Raw genomic sequence first — 23,008 nt, 5'->3', positions numbered from 1 at the left:
AATGCAAGAAATCAAACAATTTTTCATCAATATAGATAGAGCTGATATCGATGAGAGTATGCAAAATTTAGTCAGTGAAGATATTATAGATAGTATTGATATCATGGCTTTAGTTGCTGAAATAGAAAAATTTTATAAAAAACCCTTAAAAGCGGAATTTATCACGCCTGAAAATTTTGAAAGTTTTGAAAATATCAAAAAAATGCTTGAAACTGCAATGAAAGACTAATCTTTCTTTGTAAATTCTAGCTGCTCTTTTAAGGAGTTAATAATTTCATTCTTAGAAACAATAACTTGTGCTATAAAATCTACCACATCATCCCAATCTTTACTTAATATATGAGTTAAAGTATAATTTTGTTCGTATTCTTCCCAATTCACAGGAGTAAAAAGAGAATTTTTATGCGGGAAATATTTGTTTTTTTACCCATTCAAACGAAGAAGCAAAATAATCCACATAAGCCTTGGCAATATCTTTTTGCACTGCAAATTTTAATCTTTTTTCTTTACTGCCTTCAAATTTTCTCCTTGCCATAAAAAGCAAAGAATTAAGATTATCCTGCTTTAAATCTTTTTGGTTTAATCTTGACATAAGTTCCATTCCTAAAAGATTAAAACTTTCATTTTTGGTTTATTTTAAAACAAAACTCTCATCCCACTCAAGTCCTAAATGATAAACAAAATCTTTAAGCAAAGTCCCTCCTACATAATCCTCCCTTAGAAGTCTTACTATCAAATTTTCTTCTCCAAATACCTCAGCATGAGTTTTACAAATCCACTCATAGTCAAAAATATATTTTCTAGGATGATCTTGTGGGGCAAAATCAGCAGAATAATACCCCATATTGTTTTTATGATCTTGAGAACAATATGAGTTTAAATAACCCAAAGTATCTCTAAAATATACAATAATATAAATTTGAGTAAAGCCTTAACTCTCTCATAATCTTTTCTAAAATTTCTACATGTTTTTTACTGGAAAAATCCCAAACTATACCCTCAGCTGAAAAAATAAATTTTTTATTTTTATGTAAAAAACTCTCAGTTTTAAAATTTTCTATAATTCTAAGAAGCCTTTCATTTGTGATATGGCTTAAAACACTCTCTTTTTTTTAAAATATCTTCTTTTTGAACCAACTCTAAAACCATATCCACTAAAGCCCAGTGTCTATTTGCCACCCTAAGACTTTTTGGGTAAATATAACCTTTTTGCAAAAGCTTTTCTTCGTTTTGCATCAAGAAGCCTTTTTTTCTTGGATTCCTGTATTTGTAGTTCCTATATGTAAATACGCTGTCATTTTATGTCCTTAAAATTTTCGAAATTGCAACCTAATTCTCCTTAAAATATTAAGCCAAGATACGCTATTATTCTTTAAATAAAAAAATTAAAATAAAGAATAAAAAATGAAACTAAAACTTAACTCACATACAATCAAAGCCATTAGTGTTGTTTTACCAAAAAATTCTCACTCTTTAAATGAAGAATTAAAACAATGCAATTTAAGTGAAAGTAAATATAAAATTTTACAACAAAATACCGGTATAAAAAATCATTTCGTATGTCCTGAAAATATTTTTGCAAGCGATTTAGCTAGTAAAGCACTAGAAAAACTTTTTAAAGAAAAATTACTTTCAAAAAACGAGCTGGATGTGCTTTTAGTTTGTAGTTTTACGCCAGATTTTTTAGCCCCAGCGCTTTCAAGTTTAATTCATAAAAATTTAAATCTTAATGAAAAAACATTATGTTATGATAATATCGCTTTTTGTTCAGGTTTTTTACAAGGTTTATCCCAATCTTTTTTACTTTTAGATAATAAAGATATTAAAAAAGTTGCTTTAGTTTGTGTAAGCGTAAAAAGTAAAAAAATATCAAAAAATAATAAAGTCACGTATCTTAGCAATAGTGATAGTGCTAGTGCAATTTTAATTGAAAAATCTAACACAAAAGAAAAAGCTTTATTCTCGCAAGAAATCTTTTCTGATTTCTCCACAGAAGAAACCTTTCCTGTAAAATGTTTTAAAGAAGCAAATGACTTTATCGATATGGATAGAAATCTAACATTCTCTCATTTAAATAAAAATTTTCCTATTTTCTTTAATGATTTTTTCAATAATTTTAAATTAGAAAAAAATAAAATAGACGAGTTTTTTCTTCAAAGTTCTAATAATTTTATAAAGACTAAACTTTTAGAACTTTTAGGCTTTAAAGAAATCAAACAAGATGAAACTCTAGAAAATTATGGTGATACAACCATCAACAAGCTAGCTTTAGATTTAGCAAACTATAATCAAAAGATAATAAAAACAGCTAGCGGGGGGGGGGATTTAAAACAAATCTTTATGGCTAGCTTTGGCACAGGGATTACTTTTAATGCAATGAGTTTAAAAATTGATTTTAGCAAAATCAAAAGCTTTATTAAAATTATCGACTTTGAAAAATAATTTCTTAATGTTTTATTTTAATCTTAGATAAACTTTCTGTATTTTTAAAAAATAAAATTCAAATAATCTGAAGTTTAAAACTGTTTCTTACATCCTTAAATACAAATATCTTATCCCTGCAAGGATAAGAGATAGAATTTTCTTGCATTAAAGAATTTCTTCCTTGTAATTTCTCAAGCATTAAAGGAAGTTCTTTTCTAAATAAAGCTTTATCTGTTATTCTCATGCCATGTTCTAAACTTTTTATAAATCTTCCGTCTATATCACTTTCATCTTTTATTATATGTAAAGTGGCATCATAACCCAAAATTTTATAAATCTCATAAAGTTGAATTTTATTTTCAGCAGGGGCACCTTGATCTCTTTGACTATGATAGCTTACAAAAACTATCTTGGTGTTATAGCTCGCTTGAATTTTAAGATGACTTAAATTTAAAATCACTCTTACTAAATAGTTTTCATCACTAAAATAAAAGAATGAATCCACATTACGTGTCCAATATTTTTGCACAAAAGGATAAATCCTATGATTATCTCCTTCAAAGACAAATTCCGCTTGATCCATATCTCTTCCTAAAATATGCGGCAAAAATGGCAAACAAACACCCGAATTATCAATCACACCATCCACATACCAAGGAGCTATTTTTGCTATGAGTAAAGATAGGTATCCTCCATAAGACCCCCCTCCATAAATTTTTGGTAAATCTGCAAATTTTGGAAAGCGTTTAACTAAATCTTTTAAAGCATTAATATGATCAATAGCTGCCATAATACCATAGTTTTGATAGTCTCCATTAGGCGGGACAAAATCGCAAAAAAGTTCTATTTTTTGGCTTTCATCAACTAAACCTGCTTGTTTAATCTCTCCAGCTCTTTGTTCTATAAGAGGAATAATTTGCTCGAAATTATTTTCATTAGCGAACAAGTGTCCTAAATTAATATTTTTTAAAATACCATTGATACGATCTAAGTCATTTTGATTAGGAATAAGCTTTGGATTGTACTTTTGATCAATACTTTTTCTTGCACAAAAACAATGATAAAAAACATGCACCGCTACAACATCAAAATTTTTAGCGATATATTCTCTATCAAAATCTAAAAAAGAAATATTTGCATTAGCTCCAAAACCTCCTATTATAAAAACTATGGCTTTAATCTCTTTTTCATCATCATAACTTATACGGTATTCAAGCTTACTGGTTCTTTTGATATTTAGTTCTACATCATCACAAGAATCAATTTCAAAGGTTTGGTTTATAAGCATTATTCCACCCTATTTGCATTATTTTATTGTATTTTAAAGACAATTATACTTAAATTTTAGTAAAATAAAACACAAAAAACAAGGCTTAACTATGAAAAATCTTTGCATAATCCCTGCACGCGGTGGATCAAAAAGAATTCCTAAAAAAAATATCATTGATTTTCTAGGTAAACCTTTAATCGCTTATAGCATAGAAAATGCTTTAAATTCAGGCATTTTTGATGAAGTAATACTTTCAAGCGATGATGAAGAAATCATAGAAGTAGCCTTAAAATACGGTGCAAAAGCTCCATTTGTGCGTGATAAAAATTTAAGCGATGATTATGCTTCAAGCACTGCTGTAGTGCAAAATACTATAGAAATTTTACAAAGCCAAAGTCAAATTTATAATCATGTCTGCTGCCTTTATGCTACTGCTCCTTTGTTAAACAAAGACATTTTAAAACAAGCCTATGAAAAATTTATCCAAAATCAAAGCAAGTTTTTATTTGCTGCCACTGAGTTTGAGTATCCTATACAAAGGGCCTTTTATCTAAATGAGAACAATCAGGTTTATATGTTTGATGAAAAACATTATAAAAGCCGCTCACAAGACTTAATAAAAGCTTATCATGATGCAGGAGCTTTTTATTTTGGCACAAGCAAGGCTTGGCTTGAAGAAGATTTTATGTTTAAACCTCATTCTAGTGCGTTTGTATTACCAAGAAATTTAGTTTGCGATATAGACACCATGCAAGATTTAGAATTTGCAAAAATACTTTATAAGGTAAATTATGAAAGTGCTTTTTAGAAGCGATAGCTCCAGTCAAATAGGCTTTGGACACATTAAACGCGACCTAGTCTTAGCTAAACAATATGATGACGTAAGTTTTGCTTGTTTGCCTTTAGAAGGCTCTTTGATCGATGAAATTCCTTATCCTGTTTATGAGCTTGATAGTGAAAGCATTTATGAACTTATCAATCTCATCAAAGAAGAAAAATTTGAACTTCTTATCATTGATCACTATGGCATCAGCGTAGATGATGAAAAGCTGATCAAGCTTGAAACAGGGGTGAAAATTCTAAGCTTTGATGATGAGATAAAGCCTCATCATTGTGACATTTTACTCAATGTCAATGCTTACTCAAAAGCAAGTGATTATGAAGGTTTAGTGCCTTTTAAATGCGAAGTAAGATGTGGTTTTTCTTATGCCTTAATCAGAGAAGAATTTTATCAAGAAGCTAAAGAAAATAGAGAAAAAAAATATGATTTTTTTATTTGCATGGGCGGAACTGATACAAAAAATCTCTCCTTGCAAATCGCTAGCGAATTGCCTAAAACAAAAATCATAAGCATTGCAACTAGCTCTTCTAATCCCAATCTTAAAAAATTACAAAAATTTGAAAAATTACATAGTAATATTAGATTATTTATCGATCATGAAAATCTTGCAAAATTGATGAATGAAAGCAATAAACTCATCATCAGTGCAAGTTCTTTAGTCAATGAAGCCTTGCTTTTAAAGGCAAATTTCAAAGCTATTTGTTATGTTAAAAATCAAGAACCTACAGCAACTTGGCTTGCTAAAAAAGGCTATGAAGTGGAGTATAGGTATTGATAAAACTTAAAAATTTCACAGAACTCAATTCTCAAGAAATAAAACTGATTTTTAAATGGCGTAATGATATTTATATTAGTCAATTTATGAAAACAAAACAAATTGATTTTGAAGAACATTTAAGATTTTTAAAAAAATTACATCAAGATTCTAATAAAAAATATTTTTTAGTTTTTCAAGATGAGCAGATTATTGGTGTGATTGATTTTGTCAATATCACAACTAAATCTTGCGAATTTGGACTTTATGCAAAACCTGATTTAAAAGGCGTAGGACAAATTTTAATGAATGAAATTCTAAAATACGCTTTTGAAATTTTAAAAGTAGATACTCTTAAAGCTTATGTTTTTAAAAATAATCACAAAGCTTTAAAATTATATCAACAAAATCATTTTACTATTTATGATGAAGATAAAGATTTTTACTATGTTTGCCTAAAGCAATCTCACTGCAAAACCTTGCTTAGCTAATTCTTCTTTTACATCTTTAGGGGTGTACTTAGAAAAATGAAAAATATAAGCCCCCGCTAAAGCATCTGCACCCAAATTTAAAGCTTTAACTCCATCACTTGGATTGCTAAGTCCTCCATTGATGATAAGAGGAATTTTAAGTTTATTTTGAAAGATCTTTAAAAGTTCTAAATCATAACCCTTTGCTTTTCCTTCAAAATCCACAGAGGTTAAAAGAAGCTCTCCAGCTCCTTTTTTTTCGTATTCTAAAGCAAGTTCTAAAGGACTTTTTTCAAGTAAATTTCCCCTATCATAAACACAAAATTGATCCCCTTTTCTTTTAACATCTATAGAGCAAACTATACATTGAGAACCAAAACGATTAGCCGCTTTACTTATAAAATCCACATCTTCTAAGGCTTTAGAATTGATAGAAATTTTATCCGCACCTAAGTTTAAAATCTTTTGTATATCTTCAAGAGTTTTTATCCCGCCACCTATAGTTAAGGGCATAAAACATTCTTTAGCAAGATCTTCTATACTTTCAAAGTCTATTTCTCCACTTTTTGAAGCATCTATATCTAAGATAATAAGCTCATCAACATTGCGTGCATTATAAATTCTCATTGTTGAAGTTAAGTGTCCTATAGTACGAAAATCTTTAAATTCTATACTTTTAACAAGTTGTCCGTTTTTTAGTAAAACACAAGGGATAATTCTAGTTTTTAACATTTAAAGCCTTATAAAATTTTCTAAAAGTTTTAAGCCTAAATTTTGACTTTTTTCAGGGTGAAATTGCGTCGCAAAGATATGATCTTTTTGTAAAGATGCGACAAATTTATACCCGTATTGTGCTTTAGCGCTTACAAATTCATCTTTGCATTTCACATAAAAAGAATGCACAAAATAAAAATCACTCTTATCTTCTATGCCTTGATACAAAGGTTCTTGTTTTAAAATTTCAAGCTCATTCCAACCCATGTGTGGGATTTTTAAATTTAAATCCTCTTCAAATTTTACAACTTCACCTTCTATAAAACCAAGCCCATCGCAAACTCCACCTTCATAGCCCTTTTCTAAAAAAAGCTGCATTCCCAAACAAATGCCTAAAATAGGTTTTTTTTGCACCAAAACTTGCTCTTTTAAAGCTTCTATAAAACCAAGTTCTTTTAAATTTTTCATCGCTTCTTTAAAAGATCCCACTCCAGGTAAAAGCAACTTATCTGCTTTTTGCAAATCTTTTGGATTTTTAGCTATGAAATTTGTAGCTCCTATTTTTTCAAAAGCCTTAGCAACTGAGTTTAAATTTCCTGCCTTGTAATCAATGAGTGCTATCATTTTAAAACACACTCGTCTTTTCTTACCAAAGAACCATCATAATCTCTTATAAATTTGCCATTTTCATCACGTTTAAAGATTTTTTTATTGGTAAAAGAATCTACTATTTTTTGAAATTCTTCCTCGCTAAAACCACTGAATTCAAGGTATTTTTTAATAGCCTTTTTAGGGGGTTTGCCATCGTATTTTTGCACCAAACGCACCCCTTCTTCACGGCTGATATAACCTAAACGAATATCCAAACAAGCATTATCTGTTGCTCTACCAAAGCCATATTTACAGTATTTTAAATAATCATGCACATGATTAGAATAACAATCTAAATTTTCAAAATTTTCATAAGTAGTCTCAACAGGATGATCTAGAGTTAAAAAACCATATTTTTTAGAAATTTCAAGAATTTTTTTATAGTCCCATTTAAAATAATACCCTAAAAATAGCCCCGTAACCCCTACTCTTTGAAGTTCTTCATCGCTTGGATAAGTATATAAAAATAAATCTTTTTCAGTGATACCATTTACCCCAAGCATATCAGAAGCACGATTTCCTAAAAGTCCACCAAATTCTTCAAGCCACTCTCTACCTAAAATATTCTTATTTTTACTACTCGCAGGACCGCCATACTCTATCTGCGGACTTTCTCCCCAGATGATCAAAGGCACTCCAAAATTTACCGCTATGCGTGGAACAGAAGTAAAAATTCCCAAATGGTTTTGCCACTCATTATCCCCTGTTCTCATAAAAGCTTCACGAGCAAGTTTTTGATAAACTTTTGGATCACGCTTGATATGGATTAAATCCACGCCAAGATGATTTAAATTGTCTAAATTTTTGCGCCCTATTTTCGTAGGCACACTAGGCTCAAAACACACACATAAAGGATTAAGTCCAAGTTCAAGCATTTTAACTACTTGAAAAGTAGAATCTTTTCCACCACTTACTCCGATAACACAATCATAAGCGGGATGTTTTTTATACTTTTTTACAAGCTCAAAAAATTCTTTTTCTCTTTCTTGCCAATTGATTTTTTTATTTTTAGCTTCTTGAGAACGACAAGCATCACAAACCCCCTCTTCGTCAAAATGCAAATCAGGCTTAGTATCTGGCATTACACATTTTTTACAGAATTTCATTTTTCCCTCAAATATTAAAATATACCAAGTAATATCATCTATACTTTGTATAATTATATTATAAATATTTTGTTATAATAAAAATAAAATAACAAAAATATAGAAAGTTTTCATGAAAAACAAACATTTTTTTATTATTGGCGGTGGTGATTTACAAGCGGATTTAGTGTTACATGCAAAAAAAGATTTTATCACTCATGTTTTTGACTACAATGAAAATTGTTTTTGCAAAGATTTAGCAGATTATTTTCATCCTATTTCTATTGCCGATAAAGAAAAAATTCTGGAATTAGCTATCAAATTTAATATAGTAGGTATTGCTACTGCTGCTACAGAACTTGGAAATTTAACAGTATGCTACATTGGAGAAAAGCTTAATCTTGGGACTAATTCTTATGAATGCGCTAAAAATACTACAGATAAAAGCTTAATGAAAAAAGTATTTGAAAGAAACAATATCAATCATGCCAAATACTTTATACTCAAAGATGAAAAAGATTTAGAACAAATTGCTAATTTCCCTGTTGTTGTAAAACCAAGCGATAGAAGTGCTGGAAGAGGAGTTGTAAAAGTATTTGATAAAGAAAATTTAAAAAAATATTTTTACAAAGCTAAAGATTTTTCTTATAATAAAATTGTTTTAGCCGAAGAAGTTTTAAAAGGTAGACAATTTAGTGTAGAAGCTATAAGCTCTCATGGTAAACATCAAATTATAGCTATCACAGAAGAATATTTACGAGAAGGCGAATTTGCAAATGATTTTTTAGAAACACAACATTTGATTCCTGCTAGGATAACTCATCATGAAAAAAAAATTATTCAAAATGAAATTATTAAAGTTCTAAATGCTTTTAAAATTAATTTTGGAGCTTCACATATAGAGATTAAACTTCATAACAATATAGTTAAGATTATAGAAATCGCAAGTAGAATGGGGGGTTGGCGTGATGTATTAGTATATCATTCTTATGGCATTGATTATTTACAACTCTTAATTCAAAGTTCTTTAAAACAAGAGTTGAAAAAAATAAATACAAAAGCTGAAAATTTTTGTCTGGTTAAAATGATTTTTACCAAAGAAGATTATTTATTTTATAAAAAAATAAAATCACTATATCCTGAATTTCTCATTAAAGAAAAAATTCATTTTAACAATATAGAAAATTTTGATTATTCCTCATCGCTGATGGATTCTAAAGGTTATTATTATATTAAAATGAAATTAAATGAAGATATAAATGTATTTTTACTAAACAAAATTTAATATTTTATTTATAATTAATATTTTTGCATTATTAATATCAAAATCATCTTTTAAAACAATATGACTTTTTTTGGGTAATTCTAAAATTTGATCAATACCTGCCATGTTTTCCATCTTGTTTTTAAAAAAATTTTTACTATCTCTTTTTTTTCTTATCTCAAAAGAAACATCTAAAAAAATTTCTAAATAATTTTGAAAACAATTTCTATTAAATTCCCTTATCGAATCAAACATAGAAATTGTGGATAAAATCACTATAAAACCTTGATTATATAGCATTTTGGCAATTTTTACATAAAACATTGCCATTTCCATGCGATTCTTAATATCATAATTAGCATTATTTATACAAGCCCTCAATTCATCGCCATCTAGCAATATGGGATAAATATTTTGCAGTATTAATTCTTTTTGTAATTCTTTTGCCAAAGTTGTTTTACCACTTCCACTTAATCCCGTAATATAAACTAAAACTCCCGACAAAAAATCTCCTTTAAATGTAATAAATTTTTAGGACGACCTAAGTTATCACGCGTCTGACGTTTAACTTTTATTTCTAAAAATATCAAACCTTTTTGCTTTTTAATATTCTTGAGTATTCTTTTAAGTTGCGTAATTGTGGCGACAGAATAACTATAATCATACCCACAAATTTTTAACATTTTTTTTAAATTTGTATTCGATATATGAGTTCTTTGCCCTCCAACACTATCATGCATTTCATTATTAAAAACAATATGCAAAAAACTAGCACCTTTAAAATTTAAAATTCCGCCCATATGCATAATTAATGCTCCATCTCCATCCAAACAAACAATATGTTTTTTACTATATCTAGATAAAATAAAAGCTAAAGAATTGGTATGTCCCATAGAACCTACTACCAAAAAATCATTTTCATGTGTTTGATTTTTATTTTTTCTTAGTTCATAACATTCTCTCGAAATCATGCCTGTCGTAGTAACAAATTTTGAATCTTGAAAAATATCCTGAATTAAAGCAATAGCTTCCTCTCTAAGAATAGCAAAATTGTTATTTTTTATACCATTGTTAGAGTATTTACTAAAAGTATTTTTTTTGATCAAAAAAGCAATAATTTTTTTATCGTTAAAACTTTGTTCAATTGCCTTATTTATTTGTCTTTTTGCGGTAGTAATATTCTGAGATAAATACAAAGTTTTTATACTGCAAATCTTTAAAATTTTTTCACTTATTTCCCCATGTTTTAAATGCTGGGGCTCATCGTCTATTCCTCCTCTTAATCCTATAAATAAAATTAAAGGAATTTGATACACCGTCTTATCTGCAAGAGATAAAAGTGGATTTAAAGCATGACCTATACCTGAATTTTGCATATATATCAAGGGTATTTTCGATGTAGCTAAATTATATGCAATTCCAAACGCTACAGCTTGTCCTTCATTAGCACAAATATGAAAATTTTCTCTTAATTTTTCTTCCAACGCTTGATTTATGTATTTTAAAAGACTATCTGGAACACCGGCTATAAAAGAAAAACGATCCTGTAAAAATGAAGCAAATTTTTCAGAATCAATCATTCATTACCTTTAATTAAATTAATTAAATCCAAAGCAGAAATATAATCTTTATCCGCTTCAACCGAACTTTTATTTTTAAGAATAGACAAAGCAGTATTTTGCATTGCTGTATATGCAGATCTTAATAATTGATTAGCATATACTACAATATTAACTCCAGCTTCTTGCAACTTCTTTTCACCAAGTGATGGATAATTTGTAGGAACAACCATCAATGGTTTTCTATCTTTAAAAGTATTATATTTTTTGCAAAATTCTATAATTTCGCATCCATCTTTTTTTCGAGAATGAATCATAATACCATCAGCTCCAGCATCAATATAAGCTCTAGCTCTTGAAATCGCATCATTCATACCTTGATTTAAAATAAGACTTTCAATTCTTGCAATAATCATAAATTCTTCACTAAGTTGTGCTTTTTTTCCAGCTTGAATTTTTAAACAAAAATTTTCAATAGAATCTTGAGTATGTTTTATATCATTACCTTCGCAAAGAGAGTTTTTCTTTAAGCCAATTTTATCCTCAATAACCACTGCACTCACACCAAGTCTTTCTAATCGTTTTACCATAAATGTAAAATGTGGAATTTGAGATCCTGTATCACCATCATAAATTATTGGTTTTGTTGATACCTCTAAAATATCATTGACTGTAGCTATTCTTGAAGTTAAATCTACAAATTCTATATCAGGTTTTCCTTTAGAGCTCGAATCAGTTAATGAACTAAGCCATAAAAAATCAAACTCTTGATTAATCCCATTTTCATCTTTGTAAAATGTATTTTCAATAGCTAATGCACTAATTCCACTATGTGATTCTATACCCCTTATAAGACTTTTAGCATTCATACATTTTCTTAAAGAACCTAATCTATTTTGAGGTAAAATTCCAAATTGCTTTAAATTTTTATTAAGTTTTGTAGAAGAAATATTTGGAGTATATTGCGGTTCTATAACCTTTCCTCCCCAAGTTTTCATTAAATCAATAGCTTTTTTTCTTGAAGAATTTAATGGACCCTCATTCCAATCACTACCATGAACCATAAAATCAGGTTTGTATTTTAATAAATTATTGTCATAATCTTTTTCATTTTGAATAACAACTTCATCAACACCTTTTATAGATTCTATAAGTTGTTTGCGCTGTTCAAAATTCATAAAAGGCACTCTTTTATAACTTGCAATAGCTTGATCTGAAAATAAACCTATCATAACATAACCAAGCTTTTGAGCCTCTTTAATTATATTTAAATGACCTGGATGAATAATATCTGCAGCCATAGGTACATAAACTAACTTTTTGTTCATTTTGATTATCCTTTAAATAAACATGTATCACATAATTTTGTTTTACTTAAATCACCATTTCTATGTGCCTCTCTCAAATCTTCCATAGCTTGAGAATGCCATATATTATAAATATTATCTGTATTAATATTACCTACAGCAATATGTTTAGCACGATGACTTGCACAAGGAACTACAAGCCCATCTCCATGAATAAATAGAGATTCAAAAGGATAAGAACAGCACTGTTTACCTGCTATAGGGGCATCTGAAATAGCGATACTTCTTTCATCATCAAATGGAGAAATTGGAACATAACGCTGAACGGAAACATAATCAACTTTATCTACCCAATAATTTTTAAAGTCTTCAAGTTCATGTTTATTTTTTTCTTGTAAAAGAAAACTTACTCTTACAATAGGCAATTCTTGACCCATTTTAGCCTTAAGATTTAAAAAATTCTCTATATTTCTAACAACATTTTTAAAGTTTAATCCTAGCCTAATTTTTTTATAAGTTTCCTCTGTAAAAGCATCAATACTAAAATTCATTCTTGTAATCTTAGTATCAAGCAGTTTTTTACTCATTTCTTCATCTAGAAGTGAAGCGTTGGTATTAAAATGAATATCCATTATGCTGTCTTTTTTACTAACATAGCAAATTCTTTCTATAATATCAGGATCTAAAAGTGGTTCATTAGTCTGAGACATACCGACAGAAGGACATTTATATGCATCACACTCATCAACAAGTCTTTTAAAAGTTTCAATTGGCAAATATCCATTATAATAATAATCATTCCTTAAGTCTGCATGACCATGAACACACATAATACATCTGGCATTACATTTAAATTGATTTTCAAAACGAACAAATAAAGGAAAATCATTCAAAATCTGTTTAGATGCATCTGACCATTTTTTTCTATAATCTAACCATTTTTGTCCATAATACTTTGCAAAAATTGCATCAATATCTTTTTTTGAATTATTTACAACTCTTCCTGCTGAAGTAGATTCTGCTTTAATTTCTCCCATTGCATTTCTCCTTAAAATCTAAATTTTGATTCCTTTTTAATTCTATAAAACGATATATAACATCCAACAAATATAAAAACGATACAACATAAAATAACAAAAATACTTCATCAATAATTAAAAATAAGCTAACCAAGGTCAACATTAAAGAACAATCTATACCTAAAATAAAATTTCTATCAAGAAACCATTTTTTAATTCCAAATCTTCTAATTTTCTTTAAAGACCTAAGCTTTTTTGAAAAATAAAACATTCCAAATGCATTATGAATATTCATACAAATTATAGTCATAAAAGCTAGATATAAAGATAAATTAGCACCTAATGCTATAAAAATAAAAATTGCATTAAAAAATACATTATCATTAAAACGATCAAGTCTTGAACCTATATAAGTTTGCTTATTTGTATATCGTGCAAGCATACCATCCGTATGATCAATTAAAGCATATATTTGAATTAAAATTGCACTCACTAAAAAATACTCAAAATATAAAAAATATAAAGTAATAGGGAAAATAATAGTATTTAATGCAGTAATAGCAATAGGATGTATATTTATCTTGGCCAAAAATGGCAAATATCTACGTGCAAGAATAATTCTATAAAAATACTCTATTATGTACATACTTTTTACTTCATTTCTTTGTCTTTTTTTTAATCTCTCATCTAAATTCATCAAAATAAACCTTATTTTTTCAAGATTATCAAAAAGCTTTCATCTGCAAAACTATCATTTGCATAACTTGTTTTTAAACGATTAATCTCTATATTTTTAAAATCCTTAAAAATCCTTTGCACTTCATCTTTATCAAAAAAATACATTTGCATGCCATCTTCACAGCTTGCAGATCTATTCTTATCACTTTCTTGAATAATAACTTCATATTTTGACTTTTTCTCATTATTTTTATAACGATAATCATCCATATTTCTTACAGCAACATAGGCCATAGAACCCTTTTTAAGAACTCTATAAATTTCTTTAGCTGCTTTTTCTATCACCTCTTTAGAATTGTAATAAAGCACCCCATAACAAAGTAAACCATCAAAACTTTCATCTTCATAAGGAATATCATTTATACTTGAAACTTTTAAATCTGCTTGAAGATTGTATGTTTTTAAAAGCTCTTGAGCGGCTTTAATTCCATTTTCTGAGTAATCCACTCCAAAAGCTTTAAAGCCATTTTCTGCTAAAAATTTAACATGCCTTCCTGCACCACACCCTAAATCTAAAATTTTATCTCCTGATTTAAAATTTCTAAAAACAAAACTTACTAAATCATTACTAGGGTAACGCGGTTGATGTCTTTTATCTGCATGCAATTCGTGCCATTTTTGTTGAATCATATTTTACCTTTTTTACAAATTTTGCATAATTATATCGACATTTTTAAAAATTTCTTTCTTACTTATTTTTTCATCAAGCCATAAATTGATCAATTGATGAGATAAAATTTCAGCATTTTTTAAAATCTTACTTTGAAAAATCTGATGAGAAGGAATATACCAAGAAGAACAATCAATTCTCAATAAACGCAATCTTTCAAGCAGTTTTTCCCTATCTCCTAAATATCTAAAAGTATAACGCCAAGAAATACAATTATGGCTTAATTTAGGATGAATAATATCTCGATGCACTAAATTTTCTTGATAAATTTGCATTTTTTCTCTACGATTTTTACAAATCATTTCTAGATTATTAAGTTTAGTTTTTAAATTTCCATAATTTTGTGCTTTAAAAATCAAAGTATAATCCAAAAGCAAAGATTTTAGCTTAGAAAAATAATGTAAATCTTTAGAATCCAAAGCATAATATTTTTGCCTATATTCTTCAAAAAATATTTTAAAATCCTTAAATTCTAAGTGCTCATTCATTATATATAAATCCTGTAAAATTTCTTTAGAGTAAACAAAAATTACCCCCCCCCATGAATTATTTTCCAAAAATTTAGTATGACCAAAACTTAAAATACTTGCATGAGCCCTAAAATCTATCTTATAAGTTTGCGCACAATCTTCTATAATAAAAATATCATTTTCTAAACAAAACTTCCAAATTCTCTCATCACAAAAATGTCCATAAAGATGAACCAAAACTAAAACATCATAGGAATATTTTGTATATAAAGCAATACAACTTTCATAATCTAAAGTATAACTACATAAAGAAACATCGATAAAAACAAGCTCACAACCAGCCTTAAATGCTGCACAAGAAACCTGAGGGCACACGAGAGAAGGAATAGCAACTTTACTTTTTCCTTGTTTTTTTAAATAAGAAAAAATCAAATACAAAGCACTCGTTCCAGATCCTGTATAGAGAAGATTTTCATGATTAAATTTAAAAGAAAGAAGTTTTTCTATTTCACACAAATCCAACCCTTAAATAAAAAATTGTATAATTTTACCGATATTTAGTTTAATTTTTATAATATTTTAGGAATTAAAACATGCAAATAGGAAATTTCAACACCGATAAAAAAGTTTTTATCATCGCAGAACTGAGTGCAAATCACGCAGGAAGTCTTGAAATGGCACTTAAAAGCATAAAAGCAGCCAAAAAAGCAGGTGCTGATGCGATAAAAATCCAAACTTACACTGCAGATAGTCTTACGCTAAATAGCGACAAAGAAGATTTTATCATCAAGGGTGGGCTTTGGGATAAAAGAAAACTTTACGAGCTTTACGAAAGTGCAAAAACTCCTTATGAGTGGCATTCTCAAATCTTTGAAACCGCACAAAATGAAGGCATACTTTGTTTTTCAAGCCCCTTTGCTAAAGAAGATTTAGAATTTCTAAAACGCTTTGATCCTATAGCTTATAAAATCGCTTCTTTTGAAGCCAATGATGAAAATTTTGTGCGTTTAATCGCCAAAGAAAAAAAACCTACTATTGTTTCAACAGGCATTGCTACAGAAGGAGAGCTTTGTAGAATCTGCGAAATTTTCAAAGAAGAAAAAAATCCTGATTTGATCTTTTTAAAATGCACTTCAGCTTATCCTGCTGCCATAGAAGATATGAATTTAAAAGGCATAGTAAGTTTAAAAGAAAAATTTAATGTTGAAATAGGACTAAGCGATCACAGCTTTGGATTTTTAGCCCCTGTTATGGCAGTAGCACTTGGAGCTAGAGTGATAGAAAAGCATTTTATGTTAGATAAAAGCATAGAAAGTGAAGACAGTAAATTTAGTCTTGATTTTGATGAATTTAAAGCTATGGTAGATGCGGTTAGACAGACCGAAAGTGCCTTAGGCGATGGTAAGTTGGACTTAGATAAAAAAGCTCTTAAAAATCGTATTTTTGCAAGAAGCTTATATGCAAGCAAAGATATCAAAAAAGGTGAAATGTTCAGCGAAGAAAATGTAAAATCCGTGCGTCCTTCTTTTGGACTACATCCTAAATTTTATCAAGAAATTCTAGGAAAAAAAGCTACTAAAGATATAAAATTTAGCGATGCTTTAAAAGAAAGTGATTTTAGATGAATAAAAATCTTTTTTTAAAAAATACTCAAGCCTTATTTGAAGTTGACCAAATTTTAGCGTATAAATTACGCGCTTTAAAAAAAAACGATTTTAAAATACAGCAAAATGAAAATGGAATCAATTTTATAAAAGATAATATCACGCTTTATAAAAATCCCGAGCAAGAGCTTTTAGAAAATTTAACTCTTTTTCAAAATAAGTATAAAAAATATCCAGTATTATTTTTCTATGGTTTTGGAAATGGTATGTTTTACAAAGCCTTATGTGAAAATAAAAACCATAAACACATCATCGTTTTTGAAGATGAGCTAGAAATTTTAGCCCTAGCTTTACATCTTTTTGATTTTAGTAAAGAATTAAAAAATGAAAAATTAATACTTTTTCATACTCCAAATATCACTACTGCACAACTTACAACACTTTTTATGTATGAATACATACAAAAAAGTGTGAAAATTTTTAATCTTTTTATACATAGTGATTTTTATCTTAAGTTCTATACTCATCAAATACAAGAACTTAACAAAAAACTTATTGAAAATATTCGCTTTATCGTTTTAGCTAAAGGAAATGATCCTTATGATTCTATCATCGGTATCAAACACATGCTTAATAATCTTCCTAAACTTTTAAACCATGGAATTTTTCAAAATTTTTTAAAAGAAAGAAAACAAAAAGTTAAAAACGCCATCATTGTTTCAACAGGACCTAGCTTATCCAAACAATTGCCTTTACTAAAAAAGTATGCAAATAAAGCCACTATTTTTTGTGCTGATAGCGCTTATCCTATTTTAGCAAAACATGATATAAAACCTGATTATGTTTGCATGTTAGAAAGAGATGATATAGTTTCTAAGTGTTTTGATAATGATTTTAAAGAATTTGATAAAGGAATTTTGTTTATCCTAGCTTCGGTGGTTCATAAAGAAGTTATTGAATTTCTTGAAAAGAACTCTAGAAAATATATGCTAGCGCATCGTCCTTTGCACTTTGCCGTGTCATTAAATCTTAAAGAATTTGGTTATATTGGAGTTGGAGCGAGTGTTGCAAATATGGCTTATGAACTAGCCGCAAGTCTAAGGCATGAAAATATCATTTTCATAGGACAAGACTTAGCCTACGCAGAAGATGGAAGCTCTCATCCAAGAGAGCATATCTATGGAAATGAAGGAGAGAAAATACGCGGTGAAGTTTATACGCTTGCTTATGGAGGAGAAAAACAAGTAAGAACTCAACTCACTTGGAACTTGTTCCGACAAGCCTTTGAAAAAGATATTTTCTGGGCGAAAGAAAAATTAAAAATCAACACCTATAATTGTACCGAAGGGGGTGCTAGGATAGAAGGAACTATAGAAAAATCCTTTAAAGAAACATGTGAAGCTTTGCTTAAAGAAGATCTTAAAAAACCTTTTGATCTGCCTAAAATTTTAGAAAAAAATGAAATTAAAAATAAATTTTTACAAACTCAAAAACTTCTAATTAAAAATGTCGAACAAAGTGAAAAATTTATAAAAAAATGTCAAAATGAACTAAAAAAACTTGACTTTGAACTTAGTAAATCTCAACTTAATTTACAAACTCTAATAAAAATTAAGCAAAACCTTTTAATTTTTTTTAAGAATTTTAAAAGATTAAAACTTTTTAATGAGCTCACTCAAGCTATATATTACCATAATGAATGTGAAATTATGCATTATGAAGTTTTAAATGATTTAGAACAAAATGAAAAAATTAAAGACTTTTTAACCAGTCAAGAAAAATGGTGGCTACAAAGCTTTGAGTATTTAAATACTCAAAACCAAATCATAAAAGAAGCTTTAAAAAAATACAAAAATGACGATATTTTAGTAAAATAAAAAAAGGAGGCTTATGAAATTCAATAAAAATCAAACCATACTTTTTAATAAAAATCTAGATTCACTAAATAATCCCACCTTAAAAGAAAAATTAAAAGAATTATCAATCACTCATTATGAGCTTATCTTAGGCAAAGATAACTTAGATATCAACCTAAAAGATACTAAAAATCATACTTTTCTTTATAAAGATACGATAAAAGAACTTGATATTATGTTAAAAACCTATAATGAAAAATATCTTTTATATCCTGTACTTTATTTTTATGGTTTTGGAAATGGAATTTTATTTAAAGCACTTTTAAAAAATAAATATCATAAACATATAGTTGTTTTTGAAAAAGAATTAGAAATCATTAAAATTATCTTTCATCTTTTAGATTTTTCACAAGAATTAAAAGAAAATAAGCTTTTAATTCTTGATGTTAATTCCTTGGAATTTCAAGATTATTATGATTTGTGTTCAACTAGTCCTTTTTTTGAATTTTCTAGAACTTATTTTTTAGAACTTAGTAGCGATTATTATGAAAAAGATCAAGAAGAAATATTAAATTTAAATAATAATCTTATGGATAGATTTAAAAATACCATACTCTTAAAGGGAAATGATCCTAAAGATGCTTTACAAGGCATAGAACAACTCATTTATAATCTTCCAACCATGTTAACTCATCCTCCTTATCAAAATTTACTCAAACAAAGAGAAAATCTTAGTGATACAGCCATTATCGTTTCAACAGGACCTAGTCTTTCTAAACAATTAGATACTCTTAAACAATATGCTAATAAAGCAACCATTATAGTAGCTGATAGTGCTTATCCTATTCTAGCAAAACATGATATAAAACCTGATTATGTTTTATCCTTAGAAAGAATTTTATTAACTTCTAAATTTTTTGATAATGATTTTAAAGAATTTGATAAAGATATAATTTTTATCACAACTCATCTAAGCCATCCACAAACCATAAAAAATTTAAAACATAATAATAGAAATTTTATGTTAGCTTATAGAGGTTCTGAAATTGCAAAATATTTAAAGATTTTCAAATTTGGAGAATTGGTTGAAGGGCATAGCGTGGCCAATATAGCTTATGGTTTAGCTCTATATTTAAATCACCAAAATATTATTTTTATAGGACAAGATTTAGCTTATAATAAAAAAGGGGAATCGCATTCTAGTGGATATACATATTTAACTGAAGCTGGTAAAAAAGGAGAAGCTTATAAAAAAGACCTTGGAAAATATACAACTTTAGCCTATGGTGGAAAAGGTTTTGTAGAAAGTTCGATTGCTTGGACTTTATTTAGAAATTTTTTAGAAAAACATATATTTGAAGCCAATAAACTAAAACTTTGTACCACCTATAACTGCACCGAAGGTGGGGCTAGGATAGAAGGAACTATAGAAAAACCTTTTAAAGAAATTTGCGAAACTTTGCTTAAAGAAGATCTTAAAAAGCCTTTTCCCAAAGTAGAAGCTTTAAACAAAGATAAGCAAGATGAATTATTGCTAAAAAGTTATTATAAAATATGCAAAAGCATAAAACACTGTCAAGATTTTTCAGATGAACTTTTAAAATCTTATAAACACATCTTAGAAAGTTTTTCCAATCTTAGTTTAATCTCAAATTTAAATGAAGGTAAAGAAATACTTGATTATCTCATACAAGAAATCGATAAAATCAAAACTAAACTTGAAGATGGAAAAAATATGCTAGATCTTTATGAAATTTTGGGTCCTCTTTTAACTCAATTTGAACTTAATTTGGCAAGAATTTATGTCTTAAATCCAAAAACCTTAGAAGATTCTTATAACAAATCTTTACTATGGGTAAAAGAACATATAGAATTTTTTGATATGGTTTATGAACATATCAAAGCTCAAGAAAAAGCTTTGATAGAAAATATCACTCCTTTAGAAAATGAACTCAAAAAAAGAAATTTAACAAAATATATAAGGAAAATAAACAATGCAAAATGAAATTTTTAATAAAAATCTAAAAAATATGAATGATCAAGAATATAAAGAACTCAAAGAAGAATTAAAAAAAATAAAAGAATTAAGATATTTTTCTTATTCTCTTGGTAAAGATAATTTAGATATCAATATCATCCAAAAAAGAAATTTAAAAACCATTTATAAAAATCCTTTAAAAGAATTAGAAGAAAAAATTGAATTTTTTAAAGAATATCAAAGATATCCATCTTTATTTTTTTACGGTCTTGGAAATGGAATTTTATACAAAGCCTTGCTTCAAAATGAAAATCATAAAAGAATCGTTGTTTTTGAAAAAGAAATTGAAATTATTTTTATTGCTCTTAATTTGATTGATTTTAGCGAAGAATTAAGAAAAGGGAGGTTGATCTTAGTTTATACCCATCATATGAACTATACCAAAGTTGATAGAATATTTTCTTTAAGAGAAGTGGAATACTTCTTTAGAACATATAAGCTACTTTTACATTCTAATTTTTATAAAAATTATGAAGAAGATATACTACAAGTTAACACTTTAAATTCTAAAGCCATTAGAAATATTAGTCTTAGAAGAGGAAATGACCCAAAAGATGCTATGCAAGGTATAGAACAATTTGTCCAAAATATCCCAAAAATGATCTCTCATCCAAGCTATCAAACCTTACTTAAAAAAAGAAAAAATACCAAAGATGAAAATGTGGCTATCATAGTTTCTACAGGTCCTAGTCTTGAAAAACAACTTCCTTTGCTTAAACAGCATGCAAACAAAGCAACTATTTTTTGTGCTGATAGTGCTTATGCTATACTAGCAAGGCATGATATAAAGCCTGATTATGTTTGTATGATGGAAAGAGATCACTATACAGCAGAATGTTTTAATAATGACTTTAAAGAATTTGATCAAGATATTACTTTTATTGTAACTTCTTTAGCACATGAAAACACTATTACCTATCTTGAAAAAAGTAAAAGAAAATATATCTTAGTTACCAAGTCTTTACCTTTTGCTAGCTCAATAGACCTTAATGAATTTGGCTATATGAGCTGTGGTTTAAGCGTTGCTCATATGAACTATGAACTAGCTATCAATCTAAACTATAAAAACATCATTTTAATAGGACAAGATCTAGCTTATGCAAAAGATGGAAGTTCGCATTCTAAAGGCTTTTTATATGAAGATTTTCATAAAGGACACCACGAAAGAGATTTTGATAAGCACACTACTATAGCCTATGGGGGAGAAGGAATAGTTCAGAGCTCTATAATTTGGACTTTATTTAGAGAAATATTTGAAAATTTTATTTATACAAATAATAAAAATAATATAAAAACTTATAATGCTACTGAAGGTGGAGCTAGGATAGAAGGAACTATAGAAAAACCTTTTAAAGAAATTTGCGAAACTTTGCTTAAAAAAGATCTAAAAAAACCTTTTACTAAAATTCCTAAACTTTTAAAAAATCAAAGAGATAAGTTAATGTTAGATGCTTATAAAAAGATCAAAAAGCAAATGAGTTTAACTCAAACTTTTTTAAAAGAATGTAAAAAAGTTAAAAATCAATTAACTTCATTAAAAAAAGGAAAGTCTAAGCTCACCCTAGAGCAAATCAATAAAAATTTAGATAAATTTAAAACTCGTATTGAATCAAAACATTATTATTTTTTAAATGAAATTTTAGGACCAACACTATATCATGAAGAAAGTTTATTGGCTCCTTTATATACCCAAAAAATTAGTAATGAAAGTGAAAGACAAAATAAACTTTTTGCTTGGCTTTATGCTCATGAATCCTTAATAGAAAGCATTTTTGATCTTGTAGATACTCAAAATATCATCTTAAAAAAAGCTATCATACCTTTACAAGATGAACTTGAAAAAAGAAAACTCTTATAAATGAGGATAAAATCCTCATTTATTGTAAAAGTTTTAAGACATTTTGTTGAACTGCATTAGCTTGGCTCATCGCATAAGATCCACTTTGAGCTAGGATATTATACTTTGAGAAATTCGCACTCTCAGCTGCAAAATCCACATCTCTGATAGTTGATTCAGCTGCTTTTACATTGACTTGAGTTACCGTGATATTATTGATCGTAACTTGGAGTTGATTTTGAACTGAACCTATGTCTGCTCTGATTTGATCAAGATTTGTCGTAGCAGTCTCTACTATATCCATTACTGCCATAGCACCTTTAAGCGTAGTTACACCTGCATTTTTATAAGTAGCTCCTGCTTTATTATCTGCTGAAATTTTTAAAGTGGCAAATTGAGATTGTCCAGAACCACTAGAAAAACCGGTACCTGTATAA

At 28.1% G+C, this 23,008-nt stretch carries 21 protein-coding genes and 2 pseudogenes; 10 read left to right on the top strand and 13 right to left on the bottom strand.

The features are described 5' to 3' along the window. Position 1 precedes the first annotated feature (1 nt). Complete coding sequence (locus ELQ09_RS01145) at positions 2-229, top strand: acyl carrier protein (RefSeq protein ID WP_070248722.1); 228 nt, start codon at positions 2-4, stop codon at positions 227-229. Here ELQ09_RS01145 and ELQ09_RS01140 read toward each other — a convergent pair. Further along, positions 226-1,298, bottom strand: a pseudogene (locus ELQ09_RS01140) (acyl carrier protein). The gene ELQ09_RS01145 and the pseudogene ELQ09_RS01140 overlap by 4 nt on opposite strands. A gap of 106 nt (positions 1,299-1,404) precedes the next feature. On the opposite strand from ELQ09_RS01140, the gene ELQ09_RS01135 reads away from it, so the two are divergent. Beyond that, positions 1,405-2,442, top strand: coding sequence for a 3-oxoacyl-ACP synthase (locus tag ELQ09_RS01135; protein WP_134224977.1), 1,038 nt, complete (start codon positions 1,405-1,407; stop codon positions 2,440-2,442). A 58-nt stretch (positions 2,443-2,500) separates the two neighbouring features. On the opposite strand, the gene ELQ09_RS01130 is transcribed toward ELQ09_RS01135, so the two are convergent. After that, positions 2,501-3,712 carry a DUF2920 family protein gene (locus ELQ09_RS01130; protein ID WP_070248718.1) on the bottom strand — a complete coding sequence of 404 codons (1,212 nt, stop codon included), beginning with the start codon at positions 3,710-3,712 and terminating at the stop codon, positions 2,501-2,503. 91 nt (positions 3,713-3,803) lie between these two features. Here ELQ09_RS01130 and pseF point away from each other — a divergent pair, with 91 nt between their 5' ends. The 3 genes from pseF to pseH are packed head-to-tail and all read left to right on the top strand — an operon-like array spanning position 3,804 to position 5,780. Further along, positions 3,804-4,502, top strand: coding sequence for a pseudaminic acid cytidylyltransferase (gene pseF / locus ELQ09_RS01125; protein ID WP_070248716.1), 699 nt, complete (start codon positions 3,804-3,806; stop codon positions 4,500-4,502). Continuing rightward, positions 4,486-5,310 carry a UDP-2,4-diacetamido-2,4,6-trideoxy-beta-L-altropyranose hydrolase gene (gene pseG, locus ELQ09_RS01120; protein ID WP_070248714.1) on the top strand — a complete coding sequence of 275 codons (825 nt, stop codon included), beginning with the start codon at positions 4,486-4,488 and terminating at the stop codon, positions 5,308-5,310. Before pseF ends, pseG begins: the two co-directional genes overlap by 17 nt. Then, entirely contained in the window at positions 5,307-5,780 is a 474-nt protein-coding gene (pseH, locus tag ELQ09_RS01115; protein WP_070248711.1) for a UDP-4-amino-4,6-dideoxy-N-acetyl-beta-L-altrosamine N-acetyltransferase, read from the top strand. The genes pseG and pseH overlap by 4 nt, the downstream gene beginning before the upstream one ends. Here the strand turns inward: pseH and hisF are convergent. From hisF to pseA, 3 genes are read right to left on the bottom strand one after another with little or no spacing between them, the layout of a single operon-like run. Next, entirely contained in the window at positions 5,745-6,491 is a 747-nt protein-coding gene (hisF, locus tag ELQ09_RS01110) for an imidazole glycerol phosphate synthase subunit HisF (RefSeq protein WP_070248708.1), read from the bottom strand. The two genes, pseH and hisF, sit on opposite strands and share 36 nt — an antisense overlap. Continuing rightward, on the bottom strand, positions 6,492-7,097 hold the full coding sequence (hisH, locus tag ELQ09_RS01105) for an imidazole glycerol phosphate synthase subunit HisH (protein WP_087684633.1): 606 nt from the start codon (positions 7,095-7,097) through the stop codon (positions 6,492-6,494). It abuts the gene before it with no gap. Beyond that, complete coding sequence (gene pseA, locus ELQ09_RS01100; RefSeq protein ID WP_134224892.1) at positions 7,094-8,230, bottom strand: pseudaminic acid biosynthesis protein PseA; 1,137 nt, start codon at positions 8,228-8,230, stop codon at positions 7,094-7,096. Before pseA ends, hisH begins: the two co-directional genes overlap by 4 nt. 112 nt (positions 8,231-8,342) lie before the next feature. Here pseA and ELQ09_RS01095 point away from each other — a divergent pair, with 112 nt between their 5' ends. After that, positions 8,343-9,494 carry an ATP-grasp domain-containing protein gene (locus ELQ09_RS01095; protein ID WP_096703080.1) on the top strand — a complete coding sequence of 384 codons (1,152 nt, stop codon included), beginning with the start codon at positions 8,343-8,345 and terminating at the stop codon, positions 9,492-9,494. On the opposite strand, the gene ELQ09_RS01090 is transcribed toward ELQ09_RS01095, so the two are convergent. The 7 genes from ELQ09_RS01090 to ELQ09_RS01060 are packed head-to-tail and all read right to left on the bottom strand — an operon-like array spanning position 9,480 to position 15,752. Further along, positions 9,480-9,977, bottom strand: coding sequence for an adenylyl-sulfate kinase (locus ELQ09_RS01090; RefSeq protein WP_070248374.1), 498 nt, complete (start codon positions 9,975-9,977; stop codon positions 9,480-9,482). The two genes, ELQ09_RS01095 and ELQ09_RS01090, sit on opposite strands and share 15 nt — an antisense overlap. Then, the gene (gene aepY, locus ELQ09_RS01085) at positions 9,962-11,053 is read right to left on the bottom strand and encodes a phosphonopyruvate decarboxylase (protein ID WP_134263711.1); all 1,092 of its coding nucleotides are present in this window, start codon (positions 11,051-11,053) and stop codon (positions 9,962-9,964) included. Before aepY ends, ELQ09_RS01090 begins: the two co-directional genes overlap by 16 nt. Continuing rightward, complete coding sequence (gene aepX, locus ELQ09_RS01080; protein ID WP_052858199.1) at positions 11,050-12,360, bottom strand: phosphoenolpyruvate mutase; 1,311 nt, start codon at positions 12,358-12,360, stop codon at positions 11,050-11,052. The genes aepY and aepX overlap by 4 nt, the downstream gene beginning before the upstream one ends. A gap of 5 nt (positions 12,361-12,365) precedes the next feature. Next, positions 12,366-13,376 (bottom strand): radical SAM protein, encoded by a 1,011-nt coding sequence (locus ELQ09_RS01075; RefSeq protein ID WP_070248369.1) that lies wholly within the window; start codon positions 13,374-13,376, stop codon positions 12,366-12,368. Further along, complete coding sequence (locus tag ELQ09_RS01070) at positions 13,363-14,055, bottom strand: CDP-alcohol phosphatidyltransferase family protein (protein WP_070298115.1); 693 nt, start codon at positions 14,053-14,055, stop codon at positions 13,363-13,365. The genes ELQ09_RS01075 and ELQ09_RS01070 overlap by 14 nt, the downstream gene beginning before the upstream one ends. Positions 14,056-14,066: 11 nt before the next feature. After that, a complete protein-coding gene (locus ELQ09_RS01065) occupies positions 14,067-14,726 on the bottom strand; it encodes a class I SAM-dependent methyltransferase (protein WP_070248365.1) in 660 nt (219 codons plus the stop codon). A 12-nt stretch (positions 14,727-14,738) separates the two neighbouring features. Beyond that, positions 14,739-15,752 carry a DegT/DnrJ/EryC1/StrS family aminotransferase gene (locus ELQ09_RS01060; protein ID WP_166739816.1) on the bottom strand — a complete coding sequence of 338 codons (1,014 nt, stop codon included), beginning with the start codon at positions 15,750-15,752 and terminating at the stop codon, positions 14,739-14,741. 77 nt (positions 15,753-15,829) lie between these two features. Between ELQ09_RS01060 and pseI the strand changes: the two genes are divergently transcribed. From pseI to ELQ09_RS01040, 4 genes are read left to right on the top strand one after another with little or no spacing between them, the layout of a single operon-like run. Then, a complete protein-coding gene (gene pseI / locus ELQ09_RS01055; protein ID WP_134263709.1) occupies positions 15,830-16,861 on the top strand; it encodes a pseudaminic acid synthase in 1,032 nt (343 codons plus the stop codon). Further along, positions 16,858-18,717, top strand: a complete 1,860-nt coding sequence (locus tag ELQ09_RS01050) for a motility associated factor glycosyltransferase family protein (RefSeq protein ID WP_134263708.1) — start codon at positions 16,858-16,860, stop codon at positions 18,715-18,717. The genes pseI and ELQ09_RS01050 overlap by 4 nt, the downstream gene beginning before the upstream one ends. Before the next feature lie 13 nt (positions 18,718-18,730). After that, complete coding sequence (locus tag ELQ09_RS01045) at positions 18,731-20,701, top strand: motility associated factor glycosyltransferase family protein (protein WP_134263707.1); 1,971 nt, start codon at positions 18,731-18,733, stop codon at positions 20,699-20,701. After that, the gene (locus tag ELQ09_RS01040; RefSeq protein WP_070233614.1) at positions 20,691-22,592 is read left to right on the top strand and encodes a motility associated factor glycosyltransferase family protein; all 1,902 of its coding nucleotides are present in this window, start codon (positions 20,691-20,693) and stop codon (positions 22,590-22,592) included. The genes ELQ09_RS01045 and ELQ09_RS01040 overlap by 11 nt, the downstream gene beginning before the upstream one ends. Positions 22,593-22,611: 19 nt before the next feature. Here ELQ09_RS01040 and ELQ09_RS08360 read toward each other — a convergent pair. After that, positions 22,612-23,008 (bottom strand): annotated as a pseudogene (locus tag ELQ09_RS08360) (flagellin); the annotation flags it as partial.

Origin of the sequence: Campylobacter sp. CH186 (assembly GCF_004378925.1) — a bacterium.
GTDB lineage: Bacteria > Campylobacterota > Campylobacteria > Campylobacterales > Campylobacteraceae > Campylobacter_D > Campylobacter_D jejuni.
Note: the sequence above shows the minus strand (reverse complement) of the source record. Positions and strands in the feature narration are given on the sequence as shown.